Genomic DNA, 13,278 nt, shown 5'->3' on the forward strand with positions numbered 1-13,278 from the left:
AAAGGGAAGATTTTTCAATCTTCCCTTTCAGTGCACTTGTAGGGATTCGAACCCCAAACCTTCTCATCCGTAGTGAGATGCTCTATCCAATTGAGCTACAAATGCGTTTCCGTATCGTTAACGGACTGCAAAGGTATAATTTGATATTTTAATTTCCAATTAAATTTTAAAAAAATATCAAAAAAATCTTCTACAGTTTATGCTCTATACGCCTAATGCATCATTAATTGCTTTAAAATCAGGCAAATCATGTGCATCTTCTAAAACTTCAGCATAACTAATTTTTCCTTCTTCATCAATCACAAAAGCCGCTCTTTTTGAAACCCCCTTCAATCCGAACACAAATTCATCATAAAAAGCACCGTAAGCTTTAGAAACTTCTTTATTAAAATCAGACAATAATGGGAACTGATAACTTTGTACCTCTTTAAATTTGCCCAAAGAGAATGGCGAATCAACAGAAATACCAATTACCTGTGCATTTATTCCTTCATAATAACTGAAATTATCACGCATGGTACACAATTGTTCGGTACATGTACCAGTAAAAGCCATAGGAAAAAAATGTATGATTACCTTTTTACCTTTAAATGCAGAAAGTGAAATCTCTGCTAAATCAGAACTGTATAATTTAAAATCAGGGGCTGTATCGCCAATTTGTAATGCCATGGGTAATTTGTTTAATTGTATAAATATATTAATTGGTTCAATAATTCAATTGTCGTTAATGCATGTAGCCAGACCAATGAATTAATAATTTTTTTTCATCTGTCGATCTAAAATCGCGAGGCCCTCTTCAAAACTATGAGGATTATAACCCAGGTCTTTTATCGTTTTATCCAACACAAAACCTGTTTTAACCGGGCGTTTAGCTGTTTGGTTTAAACTTACCGAGCTTATTTCATTAATTAAAGATTGATCGAGCGCCCAATAATCGGCAACTTTCCGCACTAAACCTGCAATACTCATGTAATCTTTACCCGAAACATGATAAATACCCTGTGCATTTTTCTCAACAGCCAGCAAACAGGCCTCGGCCAAATCTTCAGCCAAAGTAGGCATGCGCCATTGATCTTTTACCACATTTACGGGAGATGATTTTTCTAAAGCACCTTTAGCCCATAATACAATATTGCTCCGGCTCATATCATTCGTAATTCCGTAAACTAAGATTGTTCTTAAAACAGCCCAGCTGGCCTCTGAATTTTTAAGCAGCTCCTCCGCCAGCACTTTCGATTCGCCATAATAACTTACCGGATTAACGGCATCTTCTTCCCTATAAGGCCCCTCGGCACCATCAAAAACAAAATCGGTACTTAGATGGATCAGCTGAATATTTTTTTCTTCACAAATCGACAATAAAGTCTGAACAGCATCTACATTAAGCTGGTTACATAATTCTTTGTTGGCTTCGCAGGTGTCAACGTTGGTCATCGCCGCAGTATGGATAATCGCATCAAGCTGATATTTCTCAATAACTTCCCTCACCTCATCGCTCTTCAGAATATCCATTTCTGCATATTCATAGCCATCTTTTACAGGATATCGATTATCACCTTTAGATGTGGCCACCAATTTCACCCTCCCTTCGGCCAATACTTTTTCGGTTATTTTCTGCCCCAAAAGGCCATTGCTCCCTGTTGTTAAAATGGTTTTCATACTGCTTATTTCAGCCTCTAAATTATCGATAAAAACCATGTTGAAAAAATTTATAATATATATTTAAAATTCAGTTAGAATAACTTAACTTTGCCAACCGAATTGGAGCCCCTTTAAACAGCTTTAATTCATTGACTGTAATAAATTTACTCACAACAGATATGCCTAACTTAGGAAAAATAGCACAAATTATCGGCCCAGTGGTTGACGTTAGCTTTGCTGATGATGCCCATCTACCTAAAATTTTTGATGCGTTAGAAATAACGAAAGAAAATGGACAAAAAATTGTTTTAGAAGTTCAACAGCACTTAGGTGAAGACCGTGTACGTGCAATTTCGATGGACTCTACTGACGGTTTAGTTCGTGGTATGAAAGTAGTTGATACTGGCGCTGCAATTAAAATGCCAGTTGGCGACCAGATTAAAGGTCGTTTATTTAATGTAGTTGGCGAAGCGATTGATGGTATCAATGCAGTTGATAAAACTGATGGTCGTCCGATCCATGCTACTCCTCCTAAGTTTGAAGATTTATCTACTGAAACTGAGGTACTTTTTACAGGTATTAAAGTAATCGATTTATTAGAGCCTTACGCTAAAGGTGGTAAAATTGGTTTGTTCGGTGGTGCTGGTGTGGGTAAAACAGTATTAATTATGGAGTTGGTAAACAACATCGCTAAAGCTTATGCTGGTTTATCAGTATTCGCAGGTGTTGGTGAGCGTACTCGTGAGGGTAACGATTTACTTCGTGAGTTTATCGAATCAGGTGTAATCAACTATGGCGACGAATTCTTACACTCAATGGAAAAAGGTGGATGGGATTTGAAAGCTGTTGATACTGAAAAATTAAAAGAATCAAAAGCAACCTTGGTTTTCGGACAAATGAACGAGCCTCCTGGTGCACGTGCTCGTGTGGCTTTATCAGGATTAACAGTTGCAGAATATTTCCGTGATGGTGATGGTGAAGGCGCTGGAAAAGACATCCTTTTCTTCGTTGATAATATCTTCCGTTTTACCCAGGCAGGTTCTGAAGTATCGGCTTTATTAGGCCGTATGCCTTCAGCAGTAGGTTACCAACCAACATTGGCAACTGAAATGGGTTTAATGCAAGAGCGTATCACATCAACAAAACGTGGATCAATTACATCAGTACAAGCGGTATATGTACCTGCGGATGATTTAACTGACCCGGCTCCGGCAACAACTTTTGCCCACTTAGATGCTACTACAGTACTTTCACGTAAAATTGCTGAGCTAGGTATTTATCCTGCAGTAGATCCATTGGATTCTACTTCACGTATCCTTTCTCCGGCTGTTTTGGGTGATGAGCATTATAATACCGCACAACGTGTTAAAGAAACTTTACAACGTTATAAAGAATTACAGGATATCATCGCGATCTTAGGTATGGACGAATTATCTGAAGAAGATAAGTTAGTAGTATCAAGAGCACGTCGTGTTCAACGTTTCTTATCTCAACCTTTCCACGTAGCTGAGCAATTTACAGGCTTAAAAGGTGTATTGGTTGACATTAAAGATACCATCAAAGGATTTAACATGATCATGGATGGTGAAGTTGATGAGTACCCTGAAGCTGCATTTAACTTGGTTGGTAGCATTGAAGATGCAATCGAAAAAGGTAAAAAATTATTAGCAGAAGCAAACTAAGAAAGACGTGAGACACTAGATATGAGATATGAGAGAGACTTGGTCTCAAATCTTGTATCTCAAATCTCAAATCTATTCAAAATGAATTTAGAAATATTAACTCCAGATAAAAAAGTTTTCGAAGGTGAAGTAACGGCAGTTACGGTTCCTGGTACTTTAGGTTCTTTCCAGATTTTAAAAGACCACGCCCCTATCATCTCTACTTTAGAAGATGGAGAAGTTATTATAAAAGCAAACAAAGCTGACGAGCAACGCTTTTTTATTAAAGGCGGTGTGGTTGAAGCTATCCACAACAAAATTGTGGTATTAGCTGAAGGTATTGCTTAAGCAGAATAATTAACTCATTTAAAAAGCCTCCCGATTTAAAAATCCGGGAGGCTTTTTTTATATAGGCTAATCAAATGCTTTATTCGGAAACCAGAATTAAAGCAAAAACATAATCAACTAAAATTGTTGATATATACTTAAATTTTCATCGGGATTTCAATTCCACATAGCAGCCAAAATTTTCAACTTTTAGCACACTATACAGGGATTTAAGCAGAAAAATAGAAAATTTATAATGCAAGCATAATAAACATACCGTATACCGTTTTGATATCTGGTATAAGGCTATCGGCATTAAATAACTATTCGGACTCCAAATAAGAATAATATTCTGATAATACCTAATTACAAAGAATTAAGTATTGATTTCACTTTTTTATGATTTCTCTTGCATATTAATGAACCAAAAACTAAATTGGTTTTTGTAAACAATAAGGTAATAATGATCATTCAAAACAACATAGTTTCTACATATACTACTGCTAAAGCAGCGGGTAATGTAGTGTTGTTACCTGTCATTTTACTTAACCTGCTACTCCTAAATATTTTAGCAGAAATGAAAACGGGCAGCTTATAAATAGATTTTAAAAAACTAATATACTTAAAGCGTCCCGATACAAACGGGACGCTTTTTTTAAATAACAAAACACAGTATTATGAACCGGCCACGATTATTAAACCAAAAAGCACAATTGCAAGGCTTATTTAATCATGGTAAGATCCATCTGACTGATGACAAAATAATAAGATAACAGATGAAATACTATAATTCTAATACGATTATTTACCTTGATGGTGCTTTCGAAAAGGCTGTAAATAGCAGTACAGATCTTTACGGGCAGTCACTACATTACGGCTATGCTGCTTTTGAGGGTATTAGAGCCTATAAAACACATAATGGCAACCGGATTTTCAAAGCTGCAGCACATTTCGACCGATTAGAGCGTTCGTGCCAGCTGGCAAACATTCCTTTTCCATGGAATAAACAGGAACTAATTGCTGCAACCTATAAATTGCTTCAATTAAACAAGTTAAAAGATGCTTACATCCGTCCGCTGGTATTTTGCCACCCCAATATGAAATTAAACGGGCCTAGTGGAGTTTCGATCATGATTTGTGCCTGGGAATGGGATGCTTACTCTGGCAATAAATTATTGAAGTTAACAGTTTCTGATTACGAAAGGCCAAATCCAAAATCAACTCCAATGGAAGCAAAGTTGAGTGGAAATTATGTTAATTCAATCCTCGCTACAACTGCTGCCAACATTAAAGGTTACGATGAAGCACTCCTTTTGGATATGCATGGTTTTGTTGCCGAAGCATCGGGAGCAAATATTTTCCTCGAAAAAGATGGAAAACTTTATACCCCGTCGGCAGGAAATATTTTACCCGGCATTACACGTGCAACCGTAAAAGAACTTTGTACCGTGCTTGATATTGAATGTATTGAGAAAAAATTAACGGTAGAAGATCTTAAAAATGCAGATAGTGCTTTCTTATGTGGCACCGCTACTGAAATTGCAGGCATTGCCTCGATTGATGACATTGTTTATCGCCCATTATGGAGAGAATCTATCGGTTATACCATACAACGCGCTTATAAAAACCTGGTATTGGAAAAAGTAAATTACGAAGTGATTATATAGTGAGAAGCTACTGGCTAATGGTTAAATGGTTCATGCTCAATGGCATATTAAGCTATGAGCCATCGACTAAAAAACCAGAAACCAAAAATAAACTTAAATAATAAAAAGCATCTACAAAGCAAATGACTGAAGAGATCAATCAACATTATCCAAAAGCTTACCAGCAAATCAGCGATGCAACAAAAGCATCAGGATTTGGTATGGCTTCTGATGTGTTGACATGCGCTTTACTCAGAACACTTGCTGCCACTAAACCATCAGGCAAATTTTTAGAACTTGGAACCGGAACAGGTTTATCCACATCATGGATATTGGATGGTTTGGATCAGCAAAGCACACTTACTTCAATCGATAATGACACAAAATTTTTAGCCATCGCTGAAACCTTTTTAGGTGATGACAAACGCTTAACCTTGGTGGATACGGACGGTGCTGAATGGATTAAAAATAATAAAGACAAAAAATTCGATTACATTTTTGCCGATACCTGGCATGGTAAATACCTGCTTTTAGATGAAGCTTTATCCATGCTGAACACCGGCGGATTTTATATTATTGATGATATGCTACCTCAACAAAACTGGCCTGAAGGACATCAGGAAAAAGCAGTTAAGTTGATTAAAGATTTAGAATCCAGAGATGATTTGCTTTTAACAAAGCAGGTTTGGGCAACCGGGATTGTAATCGGAGTAAAAAAATAGAGAAATACTTAAAATAGTTCTTTGCATCTTTTAAATAGTTAGTATGTTTGTGATTCATCGAAAACATGAATATAAACACAAACATTATTAGCAACTTAATTATTGTCATTTCTCAAAAAAGAGGTGGAAACCGTTGCGTATAATATAAAAAATATACATACCGAAACCGCCTCCGAAACGAGGCGGTTTTTTTTTGCCTCAAATTAACAACTAACAGAACCAGAATATACATTTTAAACAATGAGCGAATTAAACAAGTACAGTAAAACATTTACACAAGACCCTACACAACCGGCAGCACAAGCTATGCTTTATGGAATCGGATTAACTGATGCTGATATGGCTAAAGCGCAGGTCGGTATTGCTAGTATGGGTTACGATGGTAACACCTGCAATATGCACCTGAATGATCTTGCAAAAGATGTCAAAAAAGGGGTCTGGAACAATGATTTAGTGGGCTTGGTTTTTAATACCATTGGCGTAAGTGATGGCATGAGCAACGGTACTGATGGTATGCGTTACTCATTGGTAAGCCGCGATGTAATTGCGGATAGCATTGAAACCATTTGCGGAGGCCAATATTATGACGGTGTTATCGCAATACCAGGATGCGATAAAAATATGCCCGGAGCCATTATGGCCATGGCACGCTTAGATCGCCCTTCGATTATGGTTTATGGTGGTACAATTGCCCCAGGCCATTACAAAGGTGAAGAATTGAACATTGTTTCTGCCTTCGAAGCTTTAGGACAAAAAATATGTGGCAATCTTTCTGAAGAAGATTTTCAAGGCATTATAAAACATACCTGCCCTGGTGCTGGTGCCTGCGGTGGCATGTATACTGCAAATACTATGGCAGCAGCCATTGAGGCCTTAGGTATGAGTTTGCCCTACTCTTCTTCTAACCCTGCAGTAAGCGAAGAAAAAAAACAGGAATGTTTGGATGCAGGTCAATACATTAGGGTTTTATTGGAAAAAGATATCAAACCATCTGATATCATGACCAGGAAAGCATTTGAAAATGCAATCCGATCAATTATTATTTTAGGTGGCAGTACAAACGCGGTATTACACTTTATCGCTATCGGTAAAGCCATTGGTGTAGAGGTTACTCAGGATGATTTCCAACGCATGAGTGATGAAACTCCAGTTTTGGCTGATTTTAAACCAAGTGGAAAATTTTTAATGCAGGATTTGCATCAATATGGAGGTATCCCGGCGGTATTAAAATATTTATTAAATGAAGGTTTATTACATGGTGATTGCTTAACTGTTACCGGAAAAACCATGGCCGAAAATTTAGCTGATGTAAAATCGGTTATGGATTACGACCAAAAAATTATTCAGAAATTAAGTGAACCAATTAAAGCAACAGGGCATTTACAGATTCTTTATGGAAACCTTGCTGAAAAAGGTTCTGTTGCAAAAATCAGCGGAAAAGAAGGAGAAAAATTTGAAGGCCCTGCACGGGTATTCGATGGTGAGCATGATTTAATTGCAGGAATTTCAAGCGGACGCGTTCAACCCGGAGATGTGATTGTAATTAAAAACTCAGGCCCTGTTGGCGCACCAGGTATGCCAGAGATGTTAAAACCAACCTCAGCAATTATTGGTGCTGGTTTAGGCAAATCTGTAGCTTTAATTACTGATGGCCGTTTCTCTGGTGGTACACATGGTTTCGTAGTTGGTCATATCACTCCCGAATCTTACAAAGGAGGCCTTATTGGCTTGGTAGAAGATGAAGATAGAATCTTGATCGATGCAGTAAATAATATTATCCACCTAGAAGTAAGTGATGAAGTAATTGCTGAACGTAAAAGAAATTATGTGCAGCCCCCATTAAAAGTAACAAAAGGTGTTTTATATAAATATGCTAAAACAGTTTCAGATGCAGCTAGTGGTTGCGTAACTGACGAAGACTAAAAATCAAAAAAATCATCCCTGGATTAATTGATTACTAAAAGAAAAGATTATGCAAATAATTAAAAGTATTCAGAATAGGATTTATGACATCCGGGGAGAAAGAGTAATGCTTGATTTTGATCTGGCATCGCTTTATGAAGTTGAAACCAAGGTGCTGAATCAGGCGGTGAAACGTAACGTAAAGCGTTTTCCAGAAGATTTTATGTTTCAGTTAACTTCTGCTGAGTTTGAAGAGATAAAACTTCAGATTGATGCAAATAATCAGGGTACATCATCACAAATTGTGATAACAGGCAGCCCCAACTTGAAGTCACAAATTGTGACTTCAAGTTGGGGAGGTACTCGAAAATTGCCTTATGCCTTTACAGAGCAAGGTGTTGCCATGTTGAGTGGCGTTTTGAAAAGTGACAAGGCAATTAACATGAACATTGCCATTATGAGAGCCTTTGTAGATGTTCGGAAAATTTTGCTAAAGCAAAACAACCTTAACGAACAGCTAACAGAAATTAAAGAGCGCATTGGCGAACATGATGTTCAGCTTAAAGAGCTTTACGATGCAATGGAAAACTTAATAGACGAAAAAATCGCTCAATTGAAGTGGAACGACAGAGAAAGAATTGGGTTTAAAATTAAAAAATAATAGAACCGCAAAAACATAACTATGGAAACTGCACAAGATACAATACAACAAAGCGAGGCGAAAGCAGAAACCTCAAAAACCTTATTTAAAGGAACAGGGTCGCAGGTTTTGTTGAATGGATTAATTGAAGAAGGTGTTACCACCATTTTTGGTTATCCGGGTGGAGCAATCATGCCAATTTATGATGCTCTTTATGATTATGCCGATAAATTAGAACACATATTGGTTCGCCATGAGCAAGGAGGTATACATGCTGCTCAGGGTTTTGCAAGAGCAAGTGGCGAAGTTGGTGTTGTTTTCGCAACCAGCGGACCAGGCGCAACAAACCTGGTTACCGGTTTGGCCGATGCTCAGATAGACAGTACACCATTGGTTTGCATCACCGGACAGGTTTTTGCTCATTTATTGGGTACTGATGCATTTCAGGAAACCGATGTGATTAATATAACCACTCCGGTTACCAAATGGAATTACCAGGTTACTGATGCCAAAGAAATTCAGGAAGTATTGGCAAAAGCCTTTTACATTGCTAAAAGTGGCAGACCAGGCCCAGTATTAATCGATATTACTAAAAATGCACAATTACAGTTAGAGGAATTTCCTGAATATGTAAAATGTAACCACATTCGCAGTTATCGCCCTAAACCTAAAGTTAGGATTGAATATATTGAGCAAGCAGCCGAATTAATCAACTCAGCTAAAAAACCATTCGTTTTATTTGGTCAAGGTGTGGTTTTAGGTAAAGCCGAAGAAGAATTTAAAGCATTTATTGAAAAAGCTGGTATTCCTGCCGCATGGACAATCATGGGCGAAGGTGCCATTCCAACTGCACACCCACTCAACGTAGGAATGTTGGGGATGCATGGAAATTACGGACCAAATGTATTAACTAATGAATGTGATGTTTTAATTGCCATCGGTATGCGTTTTGATGACCGTGTAACTGGTCGATTGGATAAATATGCCAAACAAGCCAAAGTAATCCATTTAGATATCGATCCTGCTGAAATTGACAAGAATGTTAAAGCAGAAGTGGGCGTTTGGGGCGACTGTAAAGAAACCTTACCCCTACTAACCAACCTGGTTAACGAAAATAAACACGAAGATTGGTTAGCCAAGTTCAGAGATTATAATCAACAGGAAATAGATCAGGTAATTACGCCAGAACTTTACCCTTCGGGTGATGAAATGACCATGGGCGAAGTTTTGCGCAACATTAACGAAATCTGTGGTGGTGATGCCATAATCGTTACCGATGTAGGTCAGCACCAAATGGTGGCCTGCCGTTACGCTAAATTTAACAATACCCGCAGCAACATTACATCTGGAGGTTTAGGCACAATGGGCTTTGGTTTACCGGCCGCAATTGGAGCCAAATATGGCGCACCTGATAAAACTGTTATAGCCATTATCGGTGATGGTGGTTTCCAAATGACTCCTCAGGAATTGGGTACCATTATGCAGTTTGGCGCAGCAGTGAAAATTCTGATCTTGAACAACCGCTTTTTGGGTATGGTGCGTCAATGGCAACAGTTATTCCATGATAAACGCTATTCCTTCGTAAATATCACCAGTCCTGATTTTGTGGCTTTGGCTAAATCATATTATATCGAAGCAAACAAAGTTGATGAACGTGCAAACTTAAGACAAGCATTAGAAACGATGATTAACCATGAAGGTTCTTATTTATTAGAAGTAATGGTTGGAAGAGAAAATAATGTTTTTCCAATGGTTCCGCAAGGGATGAGTGTAAGCGAAATCAGGTTGAAGTAAGCTGAAAGATTAAAGCGAAAATAGCATAAACAAAACCTTCGTGGCCTTTGTGCCTTGGTGGTAAAAATTTTGGACATGAGTACTGAAGATACATTAAAACACACAATAGATCAAACCGATATCGACGGAAAGCAGGAATACACCATTACGGTATATGCCGAAAACCGCATTGGTTTATTAAACAGGATTGCAATTATTTTCTCTAAAAGAAAAATCAATATCGAAAGTTTGAACAGTTCCGCATCAGAAATTGAAGGGATACACCGTTTCAACATCGTCATCCATGAAGGTTACGAAGTAGTAAGAAAGCTGGCCCGTCAGATAGAAAAACAGATTGAAGTATTGAAAGTTTATTTCAACACGAACGAAGAAATTATATGGCAGGAACTGGCACTTTATAAGGTTTCTACAGATGAAATTGCTGAAAAAGTAACTGTTGAGCGTTTATTAAGGCAATATGGTGCCAGTGCGGTAGTGATCCGTAAAGATTATACTGTTTTTGCAGTAACCGGCCACCGTGAAGAAACTGATGCTTTGGTAAAAGCTTTAGAACCTTATGAATTAATTGAATTTGTAAGATCTGCAAGGGTAGCCATTATTAAAGATAGCGCAGGTTTCCACGAAAAATTAAAAGAATTTGAAGCCTTCGAACCTGGTGAAGAATTAGTAGAAAATGAGTTTTTAGAAAAAGGCGGCAAAATTTTCACCATGTAAGCCGAAAACACACTGTTATTGCCTGAAGAAGTGACAAAATGAATCTTTTTGAATGTAAATCTTCAAGATTAAATCAAATTGATAGATAACTTATCCTTACTAAACCGGGCAACGACAAAAATTAAAAGAGAATGAACGAAGTATTTGATTTTATAATAAACTCACGCAAGGCCTTTATTCAATTGATTGATGGCTTAACCAATGAAGAACTAAATAAAATTCCGGATGGCTTTAATAATAACATCATCTGGAATTTCGGGCACATTGTTGTAAGTACTCAAACCCTTTGTTACGTGCGTACAGGTATATTGGAAGATGCGGCTTCGGTAAAATTCAACGAGTATTATAAAAAAGATACCAAGCCAACTTATACCGTTACCGAAGAAGAAGTAGCAGAATTGAAAGGCATAGCCTTATCAAGCATTGAAAAAATAAAAGCAGATTATGCAGCAGGAAAATTCAGCAGCATTACTCCTTTTACAACAGCAACCTATGGTGTACAATTGAATAGCATAGAAGAAGTTCTGATTACCACTGTTGGCCACGATAATGTACATCAGGGCTATGCATGGGCATTAAAAAAAATACTATAAGTGATGAAAGATGTGAAACTGATAATAAAAAAATCAGTGTAATCACGGCATCTGTGAAATCAAACCGAAGAAAAAAAGAATATATAACCTGATAATTAAATAGAAATTAACCAATAAAAAAAATGGCAAATTATTTTAACACACTACCTCTTAGAGAAAAATTAAACCAATTAGGTGTTTGCGACTTCATGGACAGCTCGGAATTTTTAGATGGCGTTAGCGCATTAAAAGGCAAGAAACTGGTAATTGTAGGTTGTGGCGCTCAAGGCTTAAACCAAGGTTTAAATTTAAGAGATAGTGGTTTAGATGTAAGCTACACTTTACGTAAGGAAGCAATAGAAGGCAAACGCGATTCGTGGAAAAATGCAACTGAAAATAATTTCACAGTTGGTACTTACGAAGAATTAATTCCAAATGCAGATGTGGTGATTAACCTAACGCCAGATAAACAACATACCGCTGTAGTAAATGCCATTATGCCTTTAATGAAAGAAGGTGCTACTTTATTATATTCTCACGGTTTTAATATTGTGGAAGAAGGCATGCAGATCCGCAAAGATTTAACCGTTATCATGGTTGCGCCTAAATGCCCTGGTAGCGAGGTTAGAGCAGAATATGTGCGTGGTTTTGGAGTTCCGACATTAATTGCAGTTCACCCTGAAAACGACCCACAAGGTAAAGGATTGGCACAAGCAAAAGCATATTGCGCAGGTACAGGTGGCCACAGAGCTGGTGTACTAAAATCATCATTCGTAGCTGAGGTAAAATCAGATTTAATGGGTGAGCAAACCATCCTTTGTGGTTTATTGCAAACAGGATCAATCCTATCTTTCGATAAAATGGTAGAAAAAGGAATTGATGCAGGTTACGCTTCTAAATTGGTTCAATATGGCGTTGAAGTGATTACCGAAGCCTTAAAACAAGGTGGTATTACAGCCATGATGGATAGATTGAGCAATGTTGCTAAAATCAAAGCTTTCGAAATTTCAGAAGAATTGAAAGACATCATGCGTCCATTGTTCCAAAAACACCAGGATGATATTATGAGTGGCGAATTTAGTCGCACCATGATGGAAGATTGGGCAAATGGAGATACAAATTTATTAAAATGGAGAGCTGAAACAGGCGAAACTGCATTCGAAAAAACGCCGGCTGGTGATGTTAAAATCGGTGAGCAGGAATATTTTGATAACTATACTTTAATGGTTGCTTTTGTACGCGCGGGTGTTGAATTGGCCTTCGAAACAATGGTACAGGCAGGTATTAAACCAGAATCTGCTTATTACGAATCGTTACACGAAACACCACTTATTGCAAACACCATTGCACGTAAAAAACTGTTCGAAATGAACCGTGTAATTTCTGATACTGCTGAATATGGTTGTTATTTGTTCGATCAGGCTTGTAAACCACTTTTAGGCGATTTCATGAAAAAAGTAGATACCGATTTAGTAGGTAAAAACTTTAATGAAGGCAAAGATGGAGCTGTTGATAACAGAAAATTAATCGACATCAACGAGGCTATCCGTTCTCACGAAGTAGAGCAAATTGGCGCAACCTTGCGTAAAGCAATGACGGCAATGAAAGCGATTAAAACAGCATAACCTCACCCCTAAATCCCCTCTCCTAAAAGAGAGG

12 protein-coding genes and 1 tRNA gene are annotated in these 13,278 nt (G+C 37.6%); 10 read left to right on the forward strand and 3 right to left on the reverse strand.

All coding sequences use genetic code 11. The features are described from left to right. Positions 1 to 31: 31 nt before the first annotated feature. From ASE74_RS19350 to ASE74_RS19360, 3 genes are all read right to left on the reverse strand, one after another. Positions 32 to 105: transfer RNA gene (locus ASE74_RS19350), tRNA-Arg, on the reverse strand. Positions 106 to 204: 99 nt separating this feature from the next. Next, a complete protein-coding gene (locus ASE74_RS19355) occupies positions 205 to 669 on the reverse strand; it encodes a redoxin domain-containing protein (protein ID WP_055912616.1) in 465 nt (154 codons plus the stop codon). Between the two features lie 81 nt (positions 670 to 750). Beyond that, entirely contained in the window at positions 751 to 1,698 is a 948-nt protein-coding gene (locus tag ASE74_RS19360; RefSeq protein ID WP_369800199.1) for an NAD(P)-dependent oxidoreductase, read from the reverse strand. Between the two features lie 122 nt (positions 1,699 to 1,820). On the opposite strand from ASE74_RS19360, the gene atpD reads away from it, so the two are divergent. The 10 genes from atpD to ilvC all read left to right on the forward strand — a co-directional run bounded on the left by atpD (position 1,821) and on the right by ilvC (position 13,244). Then, positions 1,821 to 3,323 (forward strand): F0F1 ATP synthase subunit beta, encoded by a 1,503-nt coding sequence (atpD, locus tag ASE74_RS19365; protein WP_025145829.1) that lies wholly within the window; start codon positions 1,821 to 1,823, stop codon positions 3,321 to 3,323. A gap of 81 nt (positions 3,324 to 3,404) precedes the next feature. Next, positions 3,405 to 3,650, forward strand: coding sequence for an ATP synthase F1 subunit epsilon (gene atpC, locus ASE74_RS19370; RefSeq protein ID WP_055912620.1), 246 nt, complete (start codon positions 3,405 to 3,407; stop codon positions 3,648 to 3,650). A 755-nt stretch (positions 3,651 to 4,405) separates the two neighbouring features. Then, on the forward strand, positions 4,406 to 5,296 hold the full coding sequence (gene ilvE, locus ASE74_RS19375) for a branched-chain-amino-acid transaminase (protein WP_055912623.1): 891 nt from the start codon (positions 4,406 to 4,408) through the stop codon (positions 5,294 to 5,296). A gap of 122 nt (positions 5,297 to 5,418) precedes the next feature. Further along, positions 5,419 to 5,997 carry an O-methyltransferase gene (locus tag ASE74_RS19380; RefSeq protein WP_055912625.1) on the forward strand — a complete coding sequence of 193 codons (579 nt, stop codon included), beginning with the start codon at positions 5,419 to 5,421 and terminating at the stop codon, positions 5,995 to 5,997. Positions 5,998 to 6,237: 240 nt separating this feature from the next. After that, positions 6,238 to 7,920: a dihydroxy-acid dehydratase gene (ilvD, locus tag ASE74_RS19385; protein ID WP_055912628.1), complete on the forward strand. Its 1,683-nt coding sequence runs from the start codon at positions 6,238 to 6,240 to the stop codon at positions 7,918 to 7,920. 49 nt (positions 7,921 to 7,969) lie between these two features. Further along, positions 7,970 to 8,560, forward strand: a complete 591-nt coding sequence (locus tag ASE74_RS19390; protein WP_055912630.1) for an ORF6N domain-containing protein — start codon at positions 7,970 to 7,972, stop codon at positions 8,558 to 8,560. A gap of 21 nt (positions 8,561 to 8,581) precedes the next feature. Continuing rightward, positions 8,582 to 10,333: a biosynthetic-type acetolactate synthase large subunit gene (gene ilvB / locus ASE74_RS19395; protein ID WP_055912633.1), complete on the forward strand. Its 1,752-nt coding sequence runs from the start codon at positions 8,582 to 8,584 to the stop codon at positions 10,331 to 10,333. Between the two features lie 75 nt (positions 10,334 to 10,408). Continuing rightward, entirely contained in the window at positions 10,409 to 11,047 is a 639-nt protein-coding gene (gene ilvN, locus ASE74_RS19400; protein ID WP_055912637.1) for an acetolactate synthase small subunit, read from the forward strand. A 131-nt stretch (positions 11,048 to 11,178) separates the two neighbouring features. Then, positions 11,179 to 11,640: a DinB family protein gene (locus tag ASE74_RS19405; RefSeq protein WP_055912640.1), complete on the forward strand. Its 462-nt coding sequence runs from the start codon at positions 11,179 to 11,181 to the stop codon at positions 11,638 to 11,640. Positions 11,641 to 11,762: 122 nt separating this feature from the next. Beyond that, entirely contained in the window at positions 11,763 to 13,244 is a 1,482-nt protein-coding gene (ilvC, locus tag ASE74_RS19410) for a ketol-acid reductoisomerase (RefSeq protein WP_055912643.1), read from the forward strand. Positions 13,245 to 13,278: the final 34 nt, after the last annotated feature.

Source organism: Pedobacter sp. Leaf216, from assembly GCF_001421515.1.
In the GTDB taxonomy this organism is placed as follows: domain Bacteria; phylum Bacteroidota; class Bacteroidia; order Sphingobacteriales; family Sphingobacteriaceae; genus Pedobacter.